The sequence below is a fragment of the Streptomyces doebereineriae genome (assembly GCF_031845645.1).
Lineage (GTDB): Bacteria > Actinomycetota > Actinomycetes > Streptomycetales > Streptomycetaceae > Streptomyces > Streptomyces canus.
Genome location: NZ_JAVREZ010000004.1, coordinates 222453 through 239540, shown reverse-complemented (window position 1 = coordinate 239540; position 17088 = coordinate 222453). Strand labels below are relative to the sequence as shown.

At 69.7% G+C, this 17088-nt stretch carries 15 protein-coding genes; 6 read left to right on the top strand and 9 right to left on the bottom strand.

Annotated elements, in window-relative coordinates:
- The first annotated feature begins 11 nt into the window (after positions 1-11).
- Both RNB18_RS14050 and RNB18_RS14045 read left to right on the top strand, forming a co-directional pair.
- A complete protein-coding gene (locus RNB18_RS14050; RefSeq protein WP_311714431.1) occupies positions 12-1619 on the top strand; it encodes an acyl-CoA carboxylase subunit beta in 1608 nt (535 codons plus the stop codon).
- A gap of 57 nt (positions 1620-1676) precedes the next feature.
- A complete protein-coding gene (locus RNB18_RS14045; protein WP_069766191.1) occupies positions 1677-1868 on the top strand; it encodes an acyl-CoA carboxylase subunit epsilon in 192 nt (63 codons plus the stop codon).
- Between the two features lie 171 nt (positions 1869-2039).
- Here RNB18_RS14045 and RNB18_RS14040 read toward each other — a convergent pair whose 3' ends face one another.
- From RNB18_RS14040 to RNB18_RS14005, 8 genes are all read right to left on the bottom strand, one after another.
- Positions 2040-2621, bottom strand: coding sequence for a GTP-binding protein (locus RNB18_RS14040; protein ID WP_269642923.1), 582 nt, complete (start codon positions 2619-2621; stop codon positions 2040-2042).
- A complete protein-coding gene (locus tag RNB18_RS14035) occupies positions 2602-3192 on the bottom strand; it encodes a DUF742 domain-containing protein (RefSeq protein ID WP_311714430.1) in 591 nt (196 codons plus the stop codon). The genes RNB18_RS14040 and RNB18_RS14035 overlap by 20 nt, the downstream gene beginning before the upstream one ends.
- 101 nt (positions 3193-3293) lie before the next feature.
- Positions 3294-3707 carry a roadblock/LC7 domain-containing protein gene (locus tag RNB18_RS14030; protein WP_311714762.1) on the bottom strand — a complete coding sequence of 138 codons (414 nt, stop codon included), beginning with the start codon at positions 3705-3707 and terminating at the stop codon, positions 3294-3296.
- A 10-nt stretch (positions 3708-3717) separates the two neighbouring features.
- Positions 3718-7005, bottom strand: coding sequence for a sensor histidine kinase (locus tag RNB18_RS14025; RefSeq protein WP_311714429.1), 3288 nt, complete (start codon positions 7003-7005; stop codon positions 3718-3720).
- A gap of 400 nt (positions 7006-7405) precedes the next feature.
- On the bottom strand, positions 7406-7981 hold the full coding sequence (locus RNB18_RS14020; RefSeq protein ID WP_007384912.1) for a GTP-binding protein: 576 nt from the start codon (positions 7979-7981) through the stop codon (positions 7406-7408).
- Positions 7962-8360 carry a DUF742 domain-containing protein gene (locus RNB18_RS14015; RefSeq protein ID WP_003973454.1) on the bottom strand — a complete coding sequence of 133 codons (399 nt, stop codon included), beginning with the start codon at positions 8358-8360 and terminating at the stop codon, positions 7962-7964. The genes RNB18_RS14020 and RNB18_RS14015 overlap by 20 nt, the downstream gene beginning before the upstream one ends.
- A gap of 110 nt (positions 8361-8470) precedes the next feature.
- On the bottom strand, positions 8471-8884 hold the full coding sequence (locus tag RNB18_RS14010) for a roadblock/LC7 domain-containing protein (RefSeq protein ID WP_003993189.1): 414 nt from the start codon (positions 8882-8884) through the stop codon (positions 8471-8473).
- 9 nt (positions 8885-8893) lie between these two features.
- Positions 8894-12751 (bottom strand): sensor histidine kinase, encoded by a 3858-nt coding sequence (locus RNB18_RS14005; protein WP_311714428.1) that lies wholly within the window; start codon positions 12749-12751, stop codon positions 8894-8896.
- A gap of 564 nt (positions 12752-13315) precedes the next feature.
- Here RNB18_RS14005 and RNB18_RS14000 point away from each other — a divergent pair.
- From RNB18_RS14000 to gltX, 3 genes are all read left to right on the top strand, one after another.
- Positions 13316-13498 (top strand): hypothetical protein, encoded by a 183-nt coding sequence (locus tag RNB18_RS14000; RefSeq protein ID WP_311714427.1) that lies wholly within the window; start codon positions 13316-13318, stop codon positions 13496-13498.
- Positions 13499-13649: 151 nt separating this feature from the next.
- A complete protein-coding gene (locus RNB18_RS13995; protein ID WP_057616450.1) occupies positions 13650-14435 on the top strand; it encodes a fumarylacetoacetate hydrolase family protein in 786 nt (261 codons plus the stop codon).
- Positions 14419-15903 carry a glutamate--tRNA ligase gene (gltX, locus tag RNB18_RS13990; protein ID WP_311714426.1) on the top strand — a complete coding sequence of 495 codons (1485 nt, stop codon included), beginning with the start codon at positions 14419-14421 and terminating at the stop codon, positions 15901-15903. Before RNB18_RS13995 ends, gltX begins: the two co-directional genes overlap by 17 nt.
- 58 nt (positions 15904-15961) lie before the next feature.
- On the opposite strand, the gene RNB18_RS13985 is transcribed toward gltX, so the two are convergent.
- The gene (locus tag RNB18_RS13985) at positions 15962-16246 is read right to left on the bottom strand and encodes a type II toxin-antitoxin system RelE family toxin (protein WP_307181293.1); all 285 of its coding nucleotides are present in this window, start codon (positions 16244-16246) and stop codon (positions 15962-15964) included.
- Between the two features lie 95 nt (positions 16247-16341).
- On the opposite strand from RNB18_RS13985, the gene RNB18_RS13980 reads away from it, so the two are divergent.
- Complete coding sequence (locus RNB18_RS13980; RefSeq protein ID WP_311714425.1) at positions 16342-17076, top strand: HAD family hydrolase; 735 nt, start codon at positions 16342-16344, stop codon at positions 17074-17076.
- The last annotated feature ends 12 nt before the right edge of the window (positions 17077-17088 follow it).

Below are 17088 nucleotides of genomic sequence, written 5' to 3'. Positions count from 1 at the left end.
AAGGTCACTACATGACCGTTTTGGATGAGGCGCCGGGTGAGACGACGGATGAGCCCACGGGTGAGCCGACGGACGCGCGCGGACGGGTGGCCGAACTGCACGGGATCCGTGCGGCGGCCTTGGCCGGCCCCAGCGAGAAGGCGACCGAGGCGCAGCACGCCAAGGGCAAGCTGACCGCACGGGAGCGCATCGAGCTGCTCCTCGACGCGGGTTCCTTCCAGGAGGTCGAGCAGCTGCGCCGGCACCGGGCGACCGGGTTCGGCCTGGAGGCCAAGAAGCCGTACACCGACGGTGTCATCACCGGCTGGGGCACGGTGGAGGGCCGTACGGTCTTCGTCTACGCCCACGACTTCCGCATCTTCGGCGGCGCGCTGGGCGAGGCCCACGCCACCAAGATCCACAAGATCATGGACATGGCCATCGCGGCGGGCGCGCCTCTGGTGTCCCTGAACGACGGCGCGGGCGCCCGGATCCAGGAGGGCGTCTCCGCCCTCGCCGGCTACGGCGGCATCTTCCAGCGCAACACCAAGGCGTCGGGCGTCATCCCGCAGATCAGCGTCATGCTCGGCCCGTGCGCCGGCGGCGCGGCCTACAGCCCCGCCCTGACGGACTTCGTCTTCATGGTCCGCGAGACGTCCCAGATGTTCATCACCGGACCGGACGTGGTGAAGGCGGTGACGGGCGAGGAGATCACCCAGAACGGCCTCGGCGGCGCGGACGTGCACGCCGAGACGTCCGGTGTCTGCCACTTCGCCTACGACGACGAGGAGACGTGCCTCGCCGAGGTGCGCTACCTGCTGTCGATGCTCCCGCAGAACAACCGGGAGAACCCGCCGCGGGTGGAGTCCACGGATGTGGCGGACCGGCGCGGCGACGTGCTGCTCGACCTGGTCCCGGCGGACGGCAACCGGCCGTACGACATGACCAAGGTCATCGAGGAGATCGTCGACGACGGCGACTACCTGGAGGTCCACGAGCGCTGGGCCCGCAACATCATCTGCGCGCTGGCCCGGCTCGACGGCCAGGTCGTCGGCATCGTGGCCAACCAGCCCTCCTCGCTCGCCGGTGTCCTGGACATCGAGGCGTCGGAAAAAGCTGCGCGCTTTGTCCAGATGTGTGACGCTTTTAACATCCCGATCGTCACTTTCCTGGACGTCCCCGGGTTCCTTCCGGGTGTCGACCAGGAGCACGGCGGAATCATCCGCCACGGCGCCAAGCTGCTGTACGCGTACTGCAACGCCACCGTGCCGAGGATCTCCCTGATCCTGCGCAAGGCGTACGGCGGGGCCTACATCGTCATGGACAGCCAGTCCATCGGCGCGGACCTCACCTACGCCTGGCCGACGAACGAGATCGCGGTGATGGGTGCCGAAGGTGCCGCCAATGTCATCTTCAGGCGTCAGATCGCCGAGGCCGAGGACCCCGAGGCCATGCGGGCCCGCATGGTCAAGGAGTACAAGTCCGAGCTGATGCACCCGTACTACGCGGCGGAGCGCGGCCTGGTGGACGACGTGATCGACCCGGCGGAAACCCGCGAGGTGCTGATCCGGTCCCTGGCGATGCTCCAGTCGAAGCACGCCGACCTGCCCTCCCGTAAGCACGGCAACCCTCCGCAGTAACCCCGCGGACCCTCCGCGACACCCTCGCGGAAACCTCTCTCACGGAGACTGTGACCTATGAGCACCCCTGACATCCGCGTCGAGAAGGGCCACGCCGAGCCCGAGGAAGTCGCCGCCATCACGGCGATCCTCCTGGCTCGCGCGGCGGCCGCCCCGTCGTCCACCCCGACCCACCGAGTCCGCCCCAAGGCCGGCTGGCGCCGCCTGGAGCGCGAGGGCGGCTTCCGGGCCCCGCACAGCTGGCACTGAGCGCGTACGACGCCTGAGGGCCCCCTCTCGAAAGAGAGGGGGCCCTCAGGCTTTTAGGGGCGCGGGGCTGTATCGATGTGCGGCTCCGCCGCGTGGGCGCGACAAGCCACTGGGCTGCCGCAGACGGCGTACGACCGTCCGAGGCAGCCCAGTAGCCGCAAACAGAACCACTTACCGCAGGCGAGCCATCAACGCGTGCTCCACAAGAGTGATCAGCGCCGACTTCGCGTCCGACCGGTGCCGCGCGTCCGTCGTGATGATCGGCGTGTCCGGACCGATCTGCAGAGCCTCCCGGACCTCGTCCGGGTTGTACGGCTGGTTCCCGTCGAACCCGTTCAGGGCGATCACAAAAGGAAGCCCCGAGTTCTCGAAGTAGTCGACAGCCGGGAAGCAGTCGGCAAGGCGCCTCGTGTCAACGAGGACGATCGCGCCGATGGCACCGCGGACCAGGTCGTCCCACATGAACCAGAAGCGGTCCTGACCGGGCGTACCGAAGAGGTACAGGATCAGGTCCTGGTCCAGGGTGATGCGGCCGAAGTCCATGGCGACCGTGGTGGTCGTCTTGTCCCCGGTGTGGGTCAGGTCGTCGATGCCCGCGCTCGCGGACGTCATGACGGCCTCGGTGCGCAGCGGGTTGATCTCCGAGACGGCGCCGACGAACGTGGTCTTGCCCACGCCGAAGCCGCCCGCCACCACGATCTTCGCGGACGTGGTGGAGCGGGAAGGCCCTCCGCTAGAGCTTGCGAAGTCCACTGAGCACCCTTTCGAGCAGTGTCACGTCTGGCTGGCCGCCGGCGTTCTCGTCGCCGCCGGGCTGATGGATGGCGACCAGGCCCGCCTCCGCCAAGTCGGCGACGAGGATCCTGGCCACGCCGAGGGGGATGGTCAGCAACGCCGAGATCTCGGCTACCGACTTGATCTCCCGGCAGAGGTTGCAGATCCGCTGATGCTCGGGCAACTGGCCCTGCATCTGGTGCGGCTGCGCGGTGGTGTGCACCAGCGCCTCGATGGCGAGCTGGTAGCGCGGGCGGGTACGGCCGCCCGTCATGGCGTACGGGCGCACCAGGGGATTGCTGGCGCCTCCCGCGGGTGAAGGCTCGGGGGTGCGTCGATGCGGCTGCACGGGCTGGATGCGCGGGGCGGGCGGCTGGTCGTACGGCGACGGCCCGGGACCCTGCGGGCCCTGGGGCGCGTACGGCTGCTGACGCCGCTGGCTGGGTGCGGAGGGGAAGTTGTAGCGGTTCGGGTTCTGGGAACCGTCGTTCTGACCCTGGCCAGGGCCGTACGACCAATTGCCAGATGAACCACCTGGGGGTGTTGCCACTTTCTCTCCTCCTCCGACTGTGCCGGGGCACCCATCACGCTGTGTGGAGCCGCGTCCCGAAACCTTACGGCCCCGGGACGCCAAAACGCACCGTCTGTCTGTCAGTTGAGCAAGCTGCCCTGGAGCTCCGCACGCAGATCGGGCGTCAGGACCGAACCGGCTCGGTCCACCAGGAGGGCCATCTCGTACCCAATGAGGCCGATGTCCGCCTCGGGGTGCGCGAGGACCGCGAGCGAGGAACCGTCGGATACGGACATGAGGAACAGGAATCCCCGCTCCATCTCCACAACCGTCTGATTCACGGCGCCGCCCTCGAAGATGCGCGAGGCACCCGCGGTCAACGAGGTCAGACCGGAGGCGACGGCGGCAAGCTGGTCGGCGCGGTCGCGGGGAAAGCCTTCGGACATCGCCAGAAGGAGTCCGTCGGCGGAGACCACCACGGTGTGGGACACCCCCGGGGTGTTGTCCACGAAGTTGGTGATCAACCAGTTCAGGTTCTGCGCCGCCTGGCTCATCGGGCTCACACTAACGCTCCTGGTTGTAGGTGCTGTCAGAACCGAAGCCCTGACCGTTCGTTTCACTGCCTGCGTTGCGGCCCCGCTGGACACCGCGACGCAGATTGCTCAGCCTGCCCCGGACGTCCTCGGGAGCACGGGAGACCGATGGGCCCCCCTGGGGGGTGGATTCGGCGGCTCCCTCGACCAGGTTGGCCTTGGGCACCCGCCGCGGCAGACCGGAGGAGGTGACCCCGCCCGCCTTGGGCTTCCGGAGCTGGGAGGCCTGCTGCCACCGCGCGTCGTTGGCCGAGCGCCAGGATTCGCCGCCGCCATTGCTCTCCGGCGCGGAGGCCGACGGCTCCTGGGTCGCGTGCCGCGTGCCGTTCGAGCCGTTGGCGCCGCTGCCGGTGGAGCCACGGCGGGGGAGTCCGGCGTCGGTCAGCTCGTGACCCACGGTGGCGGGGGCCGGCCCCGGACGTTCGAAGCCTACGCGGTCGCGCTCACTCACGTCAGCGGCCTGCACAGATTCCGCTTCCGGAGCGTACTGGTCCGGGTAGCCGTTCTGGTAGCCGTCCGGCTGCGGCCAGTCGTCCTGGTAGCGGCGCTCCTCGAATCCCGAGAAGGTCTCCGGTGCGGCCGCGTGCACCGGCGCGGGCTCCTCCTGAACCGGCTCCGCATAGGAGGGCTCCGGGTAGCCGCCGCCGGGGGAGAAGGTGTCGTTCTGCGGCAGGCCGCCGTTCTGCGCGAAGTACGGCTCGTCGTACGCCGGGCGCTTCGGCTCCTCGTACGCCGTCTGCCGCTGCTCCTCGTACGGCGCCTGCTGCGCCTCCTCGTACGACGTCTGCTGGTCGTACGCGGCGGGCTGCTGTTCCGGGAAGCCGCCCCGGCCGTTGTCGTAACCGGTCTGCGGGGTGCTCTGGGGAGCGTCGAACGCGTCGGTGTACGACGGGTTCGGACCCTGGAGAGCGGGCGGCTCGCCGCCGTTCTGGGACTCCAGGGCCGCGCGGCGCTCCTCGCGCATCAGGGAGCGGCCGACCGGGTCCAGCTCACGTATGTCGTCCGGGACCTCGGAGTAGCGGCTGTCGTCGAAGCCGAGCTCCGCGGCCGTACGCATCGGCAGGCCGTTGTTGAAGTTCTCGCCGCCGAAGTTCTGCTCCGGGATGATCTGCGAGACCGTGAACTCGTCACGGTTCGGCTGGTGCTCGCCGCCGCCGCCGTGGGTGATCGCGTCCGGCAGCATGACCAGCGAGGTGGTGCCGGCCTGCTCCCCGGAGGGGCGCAGCTGGACGCGGATGCCGTGCCGGTCCGACAGCCGGCCGACCACGAACAGGCCCATGCGCTGGGAGATCGCGGCGTCCACGGTCGGCGGGTTGGCCAGCTTGTGGTTGATGTCCGCGAAGTCCTCGGCGGTCAGGCCGATGCCCTTGTCGTGGATCTCGATCATGATGCGGCCGTCGGGCAGCCGGGTCGCGGTGACGCGGACCTTGGTCTGCGGCGAGGAGAAGGTGGTGGCGTTCTCCAGGAGCTCGGCGAGCAGGTGCACGAGGTCGGTGACCGCGCGGCCGTGGATCTCGGCCTCCGGGACGCCGGACAGCTCGATGCGCTCGTACTGCTCCACCTCGGAGGAGGCGGCGCGCAGCACGTCGACCAGCGGGACCGGCTGGTCCCAGCGGCGGCCGGGCTCCTCGCCGGCGAGGACCAGGAGGTTCTCGCCGTTGCGGCGCATACGGGTCGCGAGGTGGTCCAGGCGGAAGAGGTTCTCCAGCTGGTCCGGGTCGGCCTCGTTGTTCTCCAGGTCGGTGATCAGGGTCAGCTGGCCCTCGATCAGCGACTGGTTGCGCCGGGACAGGTTGGTGAAGATCGCGTTGATGTTGCCCCGCAGCAGGGCCTGCTCGGAGGCGAGTCGTACGGCCTCGCGGTGGACCTGGTCGAAGGCGCGGGCGACCTCGCCGATCTCGTCCTTGGTGTTGATCGGGATCGGGGCGACCCGGGTGTCGACGCGGCCGGGGTCGGTGCGCGAGAGCTGGTCGACCAGCATCGGCAGGCGCTGCTCGGCGATGCCGAAGGCGGCGTTGCGCAGCTGGCGCATCGAGCGGGACATCTGGCGGGCGACCGCACCGGCCAGGATGAACGCGAGGAGCAGGGCGACCACGACGGCGGCACCCACGATGAACGCGTCGCGCTTGGCGTCGTCGGCGATGCTCGCGGCCTCGTTCACCGCGGTGTCGGCCAGGTCGGTCTCGATCTGGCGGTACGCGTTGTACTTGAGGGTGTTGACCGCCCACCAGTTCTCGGCGGTGATGCCGTCCTTGCCGAGCGCCTCACGGGCGCTCTCGTCCATCGACGGCAGCTGGGCGAGGCTGGAGACCATGACCACGGGGTCGGACGGCGGCGGGACGTAGTTCGGGTTCTTGGCCGCGGCCTCCTTCGCGAGCGCCGCGCCCTCGGCCTGGATCTGCTTCTTCGCGGTGTCGAGCTTCGCCGCGTCGGCCTCGGTGCCACCGCCGACGTACTCCTCGACGGCGATGCCCTCCAGGTACGCGTACGAGGAGAGGGCGACCTTCTGGCTGGCGAAGCTGCTGAGCCCCGGGCCGGGCTTGATCAGCAGGTGCATGCCGATGGAGCGCTGCAGCGACAGGGCCGCCTTGGTGAGCTCGATGGCGTAGACGGTACGGCCGTAGCTGGTGATGTTGCCGGTGCCCAGGCCGAGCTCGTTGGCGAACTCCGTCAACGGGTGCGCGATCTGGGTGTAGCCCTCTTCGGTCTTCACGCCGGTGAGCTTGGAGGAGGTGTAGGCGCCGGCGCGCAGCGTCTGGAGCCCTCCCTCGCCGTCCCGGAACAGCGTGAGGCGGCGCTGCAGGCCCGCCTTCTGCGGCATGTTCTGGGCGGCCTCGTCGAAGGCGTCCGCGGCCTCGTCGGTCTTCTTGCGGGCGGCGACGACCGTGGCGTTGTCCTGGCCCTCCCCGCTCAGCAAGGGGGCGGCGGTGCTGTCGCGCTCCTGGTAGAGGGCGTCGGCGTAGCTGAGGGAGGCCCGCACCAGACGGGCGGTGTTCTCCGCGTCCTCGGCCTCACGCCAGGTGTCGATCGAGCTCTTGACCTGGAAGCCGCCCATGACGAGGCCGACGATCACGGGTATGAGCAGGATCGCGTTCAGCCGGGTGGGCACCCGCCAGTTGCGCGGGGAGAACCGGCCACCGCTGGACGACGGCGCGGCCGTCGAGTCCGGACCGGGCACAGGGGCGGGCGCCGCTCCGCGCGGCGGCGGGGTGAAGTTGCCCCGGGCCGACGGCTCGGGACCGTTCTTGCTTCGCCTCACTCGACCAACAACCTCTCGGAGGGGTCGGCACCTACGTTGTGCCGCAGTCTCTCAGAGCCCAGTGCCATCGACTGATGAGTACGTCTTTGACTATTGGGCAGTTCACGCATTCCAGCACGACGGCCTCCGCACCACCAAACAGTGGTACGCGCGGATTCCGCGTGATGTAAGCCCCAGATAAAACGGTCATACAGAACGAGCCCCGTCAAAAGACGGGGCCGTTGTGAGCGCAGCGAGACCGGTTGGCAACCACGCGTGGCCGTACCACCCGATTCCTCTGCCGAAACGTTATGAACGCCGGGGCCGGCCGTGTCAAAGACCACAGCCGGCTCCGGGACATCTACGACAACTGCCGTATGACGCATTTGATTTGGGAGCTGATCGACACGTCTTCGGGGCGTTACCGCAGACGTGCCATGAGGGCATGCTCGACCAGTGTGATCAGGGCACTCTTGGCGTCCGACCGGTGCCGGGCGTCCGTCGTGATGATCGGTGCGTCCGGCCCGATCTGCAGGGCCTCGCGCACCTCCTCGGGAGCGTACGGCTGGTGTCCGTCGAAGCCGTTGAGGGCCACGACGAAGGGCAGACCGCTGTTCTCGAAGTAGTCGACCGCGGGGAAGCAGTCGGCCAGACGCCGGGTGTCGACCAGCACCACCGCGCCGATGGCACCGCGGACCAGGTCGTCCCACATGAACCAGAAGCGGTCCTGACCGGGCGTACCGAAGAGGTACAGGATCAGGTCCTGGTCCAGGGTGATGCGGCCGAAGTCCATGGCGACCGTGGTGGTCGTCTTGTCACCGGTGTGGGTGAGGTCGTCGATGCCCGCGCTCGCGGACGTCATGACGGCCTCTGTGCGCAGCGGGTTGATCTCGGAGACCGCGCCGACGAACGTGGTCTTGCCCACGCCGAAGCCACCCGCCACCACGATCTTCGCGGAGGTGGTGGCCCGCCCCGCGTCAGAGCTTGCGAAGTCCACTGAGCACCCTTTCGAGCAGCGTCACATCGGGAGCGCCGCCGTTGTTCTCGTCGCCGCCCGGCTGGTGGATGGCCACCAGTCCGGCCTCGGCGAGGTCCGCGACGAGGATCCTGGCCACACCGAGCGGCATGGCGAGCAGCGCCGAGACCTCGGCGACCGACTTCACCTCACGGCACAGGTGGCAGATGCGCTGGTGCTCGGGGAGGAGCCCCATCAGCGCCGCCGGGTCGGCCGTGGTGCTGATCAGAGCCTCGATGGCGAGCTGGTAGCGCGGCCGGGTCCGGCCGCCGGTCATCGCGTACGGACGTACCAGCGGCTGGTCGCCCTCATCCTCGTACGGCTCCGCGTACGGATCATGAGAGGCGGTGGGCGGGGTCATGAATCCTCCGGGCGGGACAGCAAGTCGGTAGGGCAAGCCGTCTGAAGAGGCCGGTGGGGGGATTGTGGCGGCCGGACGGTGATTTGGTGAGACGGGTGGATCCGGGCGGGTCAGTGGAGCAGACTGCCTTGGAGCTCGGCTCGCAGGTCGGGCGTGAGCACTGCGCCCGCGCGGTCGACGAGCAGTGCCATCTCGTATCCGACCAGGCCGATGTCGCATTCCGGGTGGGCGAGGACCGCGAGCGAGGAACCGTCCGAGACGGACATGAGGAAGAGGAATCCCCGTTCCATCTCCACGACGGTCTGTGCCACGCTGCCGCCCTCGAAGATCCGTGAGGCACCCGCCGTGAGCGAGGTCAGCCCCGAAGCGACGGCCGCCAGCTGATCGGCACGGTCGCGTGGGAAGCCCTCGGACATCGCCAGAAGGAGGCCGTCGGCGGACACGACGACGGTGTGGGACACCCCTGGGGTGTTGTCCACGAAGTTGGTGATCAACCAGTTGAGGTTCTGTGCCGCCTGGCTCATCGGGCTCAACTAACGCTCCTGCTGGTGAGTGGGGTTCGGGAAGCTGCCCGTCTGGCCGTTGCCGCCGACCTGACGACCTTGCGCGATACCCCGACGGAGATTGGTCAGCCGGCCGCGCACGTCGTCAGGCGCACGCGAGACAGCCGGACCGCTTTGGTGCTGTTGCTGCTGAGCGGTACCCGGGACGAGGTTCGCCCTGGGCACCCGGCGCGGCAGACCGGAGGTGGTGACACCGCCCGCGGCCGGCTGGCGGACACGTTCCGCCTGCCGGACGAGGTCGTCGTTGGGCGAACTGCGCCAGGCCGCGGAGGCCGCGGGCCGTTGCGGTGCGCCGGCAGAACTCTGTGGGGCCGCGGGAGCCTGCTGCTGCCGCGGTGCCTGAGCCGGGGAGGAGCCGTTGCCGTTGGCCGGCTGCCCCTGTCCCTGCTGCTGGCTGCCGTGGAACCAGTTGGTCTCCAGCGTGTCGTACAGCGGCGTCCGGCCGTCACCGGGACCCGCCGGCGGCAGCGCCTCCGGCTCCTGGCTGACCGGCCGCTGCTGCGGACGCGGCGGCATGGGCGGCCGCGGGGCGCCGAAGTCGGCGCCGTTGGCCTGGGGTCGCTCGAACTGGCCCGTGGACGCGGGGTCCTGACGGCCCGGCAGGGAATGCTGCCCGGTGGAGCTGCCGTCATAGCCCGGCATCGCGAACTGGCCCGTCGAGCCGCTGTCGTACGCCTGCGGGGCCGCGAACTGCCCGGTCTGCGAACCGCTGTTCTGCCCGGGCGGAGTACCGAAGACGTCCGTGCGGACGAACTGGCCCGTGTTCTGCGGGTCGTTCGTGACGGGGCGGGGGAACTCGCCCGTGTCCTGGGGGCCGTTGGATCCCGGCCGCGGGAACTGGCCGGTGTTCTGCGGGCCGGACGCACCCGGGCGGGGGAAGTCGCCCTGCGGACCGTTCGCACCCGGCCTCGGGAACTGGCCGGTGTTCTGCGGCGCGTCGAAGTCCGGCCGCGGGAACTCCGAGGTGCTCGCCGGACCCCGGTGGTCGTCGATCCGCGGCATCCGCGAGGTGGCGGCCGGGTCCTGCTCGTCGTGGCCGCGCGGGACGTCGAGCGAGGCGCGCGGCACCGGCGGCTGCGCGTTCTCGTCGCTCCAGCTCGGCGTGCGGGGCTGCTGGTTGCCGCCCGGCAGCTCGGCCCGCGGACCACCGCGGCCCGGCAGCTGCGGCCGACGGCGCCGGCCGCCGGACTCGGGAGCCTGGCCGGCGTTCGGGGCCTGCGACTGCGGGGGTACGGTCCCCCGGCCGCCGAAGGCGTCCTGGCCGCCGCCGAAAGCGTCCTGACCGTTGAAGGCGTCCTGACCCGGACCCCCCGTGCCCGCGGCCTGGAGGCCCTGCGGAGCACCCGGTGCCTGGCCGCCGAACCCGGCACCGGCGGGAGCGGGCCGGCCCTGCGGGGGCGTACCCGGACCCTGCGGTCCTCGCGATCCGCCCGGCGCACCGGGACGACCGCCCTGGCCACTGCCGGGCAGTGCGGCCCGTGGTCCCTGACCGGAGCTGAGCCGCCCGCCCGAGGGGGCACCGGCACCGAGAGCGCCACCGCCACCGGGCGCACCGCCAAGGGCACCGCCCCCGCCGCCCCCGCCGCCACGACGGGCCGCGGCCACACCGGCGGCGGCCTGAGCCGCGGGGATACCGGGCGCGCCCTGGCCGGGCTTGGGCTGCGGCTTCTTGCCGCCCTGGGCGACATCCACGGGCAGCATGACCAGCGCGGTCGTACCACCGGAGTCGGACGGGCGCAGCTGGATGCGGATGCCGTGGCGCTGCGACAGCCGGCCGACCACGAACAGGCCCATGCGTCGGGAGACGGAGACGTCCACGGTGGGCGGCGAGGCGAGCCGCTCGTTGATCGCGGCGAGGTCCTCTGGGGAGAGGCCGATGCCGGTGTCGTGGATCTCGATCAGCACCCGGCCGTCGGGCAGCGCGTGACCGGTGACCTTGACCTTGGTCTGCGGGGAGGAGAACGAGGTCGCGTTCTCCAGCAGCTCGGCGAGCAGGTGCACGAGGTCGTTGACCACTCGGCCGGCCACTTCGGTGGTCGGCACGGAGGCCAGTTCGATGCGCTCGTACTGCTCCACCTCGGACGCGGCGGCACGCAGCACGTCGACCAGCGGGACCGGACGGGTCCAGCGGCGGCCGGGCTCCTCACCCGCGAGGACGAGGAGGTTCTCACCGTTACGGCGCATGCGGGTCGCGAGGTGGTCGAGCTTGAAGAGCGAGGACAGCTGGTCCGGGTCGGCCTCGCGGGACTCCAGTTCGGAGATGAGCGAGAGCTGACGCTGGATGAGGCCCTGGGAGCGGCGCGAGAGGTTGGTGAACATCGCGTTGACGTTGCCCCGCAGCAGGGCCTGCTCGGCGGCGAGGCGGACCGCCTCGCGGTGCACGTCGTCGAAGGCCGCGGCCACCCGGCCGATCTCGTCCCGGGAGTGCACACCGACCGACTCCACGGACGTGTCGACGTCCTGCGGGTCGGACTCGGACAGCTGCTTGACCAGCTCGGGCAGCCGGTCCTGGGCGACCTTGGTGGCGGTCTCCTGGAGGCGGCGCAGCGAGCGGATCATGGACCGGGCCACGACGAACGCGCCGACCAGGGAGACACCGAGCACGAGCAGGATCAGGGCACCGGCGATGATCGCGTCGCGCTCGGTGGCGCTGCGCAGCTCGCGGGCCTTCTGCTCCATGTCCTCGAGCAGCGTGTGCTCGATGCGGCCCATCTCCTGGATCTTGGTCGAGCTGTCGTCGACCCAGTCCTTGTAGGAGCGCTTGTCCAGGTCGGCGAGGCCCCCCTGGCGGCCGAAGGCACGGCCGGCGTACTGGTCGGCGGCCTCGATGTTCGAGTTGCCGTCCTCGATGGGCTGCAGGAGCTCCTCGGCGTTGTTGTCGCCGTAGATGCTCCGGAAGGTGTTGAGGTCGGACGCCTCACTGTCGAGCGCGCCCTGGCCGTACAGCCGGTCGGTCTCGGAGAGGCTGCCCAGTGTGCTCTTGTTGGCGGGCAGTGCCGCAGCGAGGATCGCGCGCTGGCTGGACGCGTACTCCTTGGCGGAGGAGAAGGCCGCCAGGGCACGCGTGCTCTGGATCATCTCCGGGTTGCTGGTCGCCTGGGCCATGTCCTGCGAGAGGTCGAGCAGGTGGGTGATCAGGCGGTGGTAGGACTCGACCGTCTGTGTCGCGTTGCCCTTGGTCTCGTAGGCGTCGCCGCGGATCTTGCTCAGCGTGTCCAGGTCGCGGACGAGGCCGACGAGGCTGTCGCGGACGCCCTGGAGGTTGCCGTCCTTGCCGGCGGTGTCGATGTCCTCGGCGGCGTTGATGAAGTTGGTCGCGGCCCGGTCCGTCTTGTCCCGGTAGCCCTTGACCGTGATGTTGCTCGCCGTGGAGTCGTGCGCCAGCGGACCGGCCGACTGGTCGCGCTCCTCCTGGAGGGCCGCGGCAAGCTCGGTGGCCTGCTTCGTCATCTCCGTCAGCAGCTTCATGTTGTCGAGCTGCTGGATGTCGTCCATGGAGTCGTTGATGCGCAGCGCGCCCAGCGAGGTGGCCGCCACCACGGGGAGCGCGAGCAGCGACACCAGGCGCGTGGAGATGCGCCAGTTGCGCAGGGCTACGCGCGACCCCGGGCCGTTCGTGCCCTTCGAGGGCTTCACCGGCGGCTTGGCCGGGGTCGCCGGGCCCGAGGACGCCGACGTGCCGAGACGCCCGGGGCCGGAACCGCCCTCGACGGCCGGGCCCGGGTTCTGGGCGTGCTGGGGGGAGGAACTGCCGACATTGGGGCCAGTCCCGCCGTGCTGCTCCGGCTCGGCCGAAGCGCTGCCATCCCTCTTGAAACGTCCCTGCACTAGCGTCGCAACCTCTGGACCAGGCGCTCCTCCGCAGGACGGCGGAGCACGGTGTCGGCGTTGTGGGGAGCGCCCTGAATGCGCACCCCGGGTGATCTGAGTGACCGGCGCTGCTCCCCCTTCTCACCGCCGCTCGGCGCTTCTCTGCGCCCCCTGTGCGCCGGTTCGATCCCGCGGCGGTCCGTGGAATTCCAGCACAGTGCCGGATCTCCAACAAGGTCCGAGGGTCAGACCGTGACCTACGTGACACCACGTGAGGGCAACGTCACCGGGTGTGGGAAGCGTTCTCGTCCATAACGGACATAAGTCCGCGAGTCACCCTGCGGGGGTAGGTGTCCCAGTCGCCATGATCAGGAGCGGAATGATGGCTTCAGGGAGCCAATGTCCGTTTCGTTGGGGTGAGTTAAGACTCTGAATTGTCCGGTTTGCCCATAGGTCAGTGAGCAAACTCACACAGCGATCATGAGGTCTTCGCGGCTTCGGAGGGGAATGGCATGTTTAGCCTGGCGCTTTACAAGAAGGCTCCATCTGTCCAAACCACCACTGTCGAGGTCGAGTACAACCGTGAAGACGACGATGATGTTCCGCAACATTGCCAACCCGCGGCGCACGACGCTGGCGCACCTCGAGGACGCCGACGCACTGCAGATCCCGGAGCAGCCGGAGCACACGCTCGCCCTCCCGGCCCAGACCGCCAACCCCCGGCGGACGGTCCTGATGGAGATCCCGGTCTCCGCCGCCAAGTAACCGTAGCGCGCCCGGATCACCGCCCTGTGGGCAGGTGTCCCGGGCGCATCACACGAGGCACGGGCCTGTCCCGGAGCCTCGGGGCACCCCTCCCCGCGCTAGCCTGGAGCGTCAGACTCCAGCCGGCCGAGTAGAGGGGCGCCCAGATCCCGTGCGCATCGCCAGATTCTCCATCGACGGGAACGTCGCCTTCGGCGCGGTCGAGGGCGACAGGCCGGACGAGCTCGTCCTCGACATCATCAAGGGCATCCCGTTCGCGGACTTCGAGCTCTCCGGTACGAAGGTCCCGCTCAGCAAGGTCCGGCTGCTGCCCCCGGTGCTCCCGAACAAGGTCGTGGCGTACGGCCGTAACTACGCCGACCACGCGAAGGAACTCGGCAACGAGGTCCCGGACGTCCCCTTCGCCTTCTTCAAGCCCTCCACCTCGGTGATCGGCCCCGGCGACGAGATCCAGTACCCCTCCTTCTCGGCGGACGTCCACCACGAGGCCGAACTCGCCGTCGTCATCGGCCGTATGTGCCGCGAGGTGCCGCGCGAGCGCGTCAAGGACGTGATCTTCGGCTACACCTGTGCGAACGACATCACCGCCCGGGACGTCCAGAAGCGCGAGAAGCAGTGGGCGCGGGCCAAGGGCTTCGACACCTCCTGCCCGCTGGGCCCCTGGGTGGAGACGGACCTGGACCTGGAGACGGCCTCCGACCTGACGATCCAGCTCACCGTCAACGGCGAACAACGCCAGCTCGGCCGAACCAGCGAGATGATCCACCCGATCGAGGATCTGATCGTCAACATCTCCGAGGCCATGACGCTGCTCCCCGGCGACGTGATCCTCACGGGCACCCCGGCAGGCGTCGGGCCGCTCACCGTCGGCGACGAGGTCGCCGTCACCATCGAAGGCATCGGCACTCTCACCAACAAGGTTGTCAAGCGTGGCTAGCGCACCCGTCCGCGTACGTTTCTGCCCCTCGCCCACCGGTAACCCCCACGTGGGCCTGGTCCGCACCGCCCTGTTCAACTGGGCGTTCGCCCGGCACCACCAGGGCACGCTCGTCTTCCGCATCGAGGACACCGACGCGGCCCGCGACTCCGAGGAGTCGTACAACCAGCTGCTCGACTCGATGCGCTGGCTGGGCTTCGACTGGGACGAGGGCCCCGAGGTCGGCGGCCCGCACGCCCCGTACCGGCAGTCGCAGCGGATGGACCTCTACAAGGACGTCGCCGCCAAGCTCCTGGACGCCGGTCACGCGTACCGCTGCTACTGCTCCCAGGAGGAGCTGGACACCCGTCGCGAGGCGGCTCGCGCGGCCGGCAAGCCCTCGGGCTACGACGGCCACTGCCGCGACCTGACCGACGAGCAGGTCTCCACGTATGTCGCCGAGGGCCGTACGCCCATCGTCCGCTTCCGTATGCCCGACGAGACGATCACCTTCACGGACCTGGTCCGCGGCGAGCTGACGTTCACCCCGGAGAACGTGCCGGACTACGGGATCGTACGAGCCAACGGGGCGCCCCTCTACACGCTCGTGAACCCGGTCGACGACGCGCTGATGGAGATCACGCACGTCCTGCGCGGCGAGGACCTGCTGTCCTCCACCCCCCGCCAGGTCGCCCTGTACAAGGCGCTGATCGAGCTGGGCGTGGCGAAGTCCGTGCCCGCCTTCGGGCACCTGCCGTACGTGATGGGCGAGGGCAACAAGAAGCTCTCCAAGCGTGACCCGCAGGCCTCGCTGAACCTCTACCGGGAGCGCGGCTTCCTGCCCGAGGGCCTGCTCAACTACCTGTCCCTGCTGGGCTGGTCGCTCTCGGCGGACAAGGACATCTTCACCACCGACGAGCTGATCGCGGCCTTCGACATCGCGGACGTGAACCCCAACCCGGCGCGCTTCGACCTCAAGAAGTGCGAGGCGATCAACGCCGACCACATCCGTCTCCTGGACGTGAAGGACTTCACGGAGCGCTGCGCCCCGTGGCTGCAGGCTCCCTTCGCCCCCTGGTCCCCGGAGGACTTCGACGAGACGAAGTGGCAGGCGATCGCTCCGCACGCCCAGACCCGTCTGAAGGTCCTCTCGGAGATCACCGACAACGTCGACTTCCTGTTCCTGCCGGAGCCGGTCTTCGACGAGCCCTCGTGGACCAAGGCGATGAAGGAGGGCTCGGACGCCCTTCTGCGTACGGCCCGCGAGAAGCTGGAGTCCGCGGACTGGACCTCGCCGGAGTCCCTCAAGGAGGCCGTACTGGCCGCCGGCGAGACCCACGGCCTCAAGCTCGGCAAGGCCCAGGCCCCGGTCCGCGTGGCCGTCACCGGACGCACGGTCGGCCTGCCCCTCTTCGAGTCCCTGGAGATCCTGGGCAAGGAGACGACGCTGGCCCGCATCGACGCGGCGCTGGAGAAGCTGACGGCGTAACGCACGCACGTGTGAGGGGCGGCAACCGGGAACTCCGGCTGCCGCCCCTTTGCCGCTCTCAGACCGCGTCGCTCTCGTCGATCAGGTAGGCGCTCTCGTCGAAGATCTCCAGCACGACGACGACCATGATCGCGCCGGCCACCATGTACTCCAGCATCACGCCGGGCGCCACATAGGCCTTGCGCAGGTGCTCATCGGGCCCGAGCTGCGCGGTCGATGTCTTGCGGAACGGGTCACGAGCCAGTATCCGCACGGCCTTGTCCAACTGGGCTCGACGCTCTCCGGGCAGAGCGTCGTACGTCGCCTGGGCCTCGACGGTGAACTGGACGCGGTACTCGGTCATGAGCCCAGTGTGCCAGTCCACCCCGCGCCGCTCGCCCGAGTCCTGAGGGCCCCAATCGCCGGACGCCACCCCGGACGCCGGGTTACCGTCGGATCATGAGCATTCGGGCCGTGGTCTGGGACGTGGACGACACCCTCTTCGACTACACGGGGGCCGACCGCATCGGAATGCGTCTGCATCTGACGGCCGAGGGGTTGCTCGAGGCGTACGAGAGCGTCGAGCAGGCCATCGTGCGGTGGCGGGCCATCACCGATACCCAGTGGGCGCGGTTCTCGGTGGGGGAGGTCGACTTCCAGGGTCAGCGGCGGGAGCGGGTGCGGGTGTTCCTGGGCGAGGAGCTGACCGACGCGGAGGCGGACGCCTGGTTCCAGCGGTACATCGCGCACTACGAGACCGCCTGGACCCTCTTCCCCGACGTGCTGCCCGCCCTGGACGCCCTCGCCGCCAGCCACCGGCACGCGGTGCTGTCCAACTCCAGCATCCAGGTCCAGGACCACAAGCTGCGCGTGCTCGGCGTGCACGACCGCTTCGAGGTCATCCTGTGCGCCGCCGAACTGGGCGTCTCCAAGCCCGAGGCCGAAGCCTTCCTCGCGGCCTGCGACGCCCTGGAGCTGGCCCCGCACCAGGTGGCGTACGTCGGCGACCACCCGGAGATCGACGGCCGGGGCGCCGCCGAGGCCGGACTGCTGTCGGTCTGGATCGACCGCGACGGCGGTGTGCACGCCCATGTCCCCACCCCCGCCGGACCGCGGCGCATCGCCTCGCTCGCCGAACTCCCCGCGATCCTCGGCGCGGATAGTCGTTTTGGAGCCCCGTCCACCTTCGGGTAATGTTCTTCCTGC

What these genes read in the sequence shown, in the direction of transcription:
- RNB18_RS14050 (WP_311714431.1), top strand. Translation starts at nt 12, where the DNA reads ATGACCGTTTTGGATGAGGCGCCGGGTGAGACGACGGATGAGCCCACG.
- RNB18_RS14045 (WP_069766191.1), top strand. Translation starts at nt 1,677, where the DNA reads ATGAGCACCCCTGACATCCGCGTCGAGAAGGGCCACGCCGAGCCCGAG.
- RNB18_RS13980 (WP_311714425.1), top strand. Translation starts at nt 16,342, where the DNA reads ATGAGCATTCGGGCCGTGGTCTGGGACGTGGACGACACCCTCTTCGAC.
- RNB18_RS14015 (WP_003973454.1), bottom strand. Translation starts at nt 8,360, where the DNA reads ATGACCCCGCCCACCGCCTCTCATGATCCGTACGCGGAGCCGTACGAG.
- RNB18_RS13985 (WP_307181293.1), bottom strand. Translation starts at nt 16,246, where the DNA reads ATGACCGAGTACCGCGTCCAGTTCACCGTCGAGGCCCAGGCGACGTAC.
- RNB18_RS14030 (WP_311714762.1), bottom strand. Translation starts at nt 3,707, where the DNA reads ATGAGCCAGGCGGCGCAGAACCTGAACTGGTTGATCACCAACTTCGTG.
- RNB18_RS14010 (WP_003993189.1), bottom strand. Translation starts at nt 8,884, where the DNA reads ATGAGCCAGGCGGCACAGAACCTCAACTGGTTGATCACCAACTTCGTG.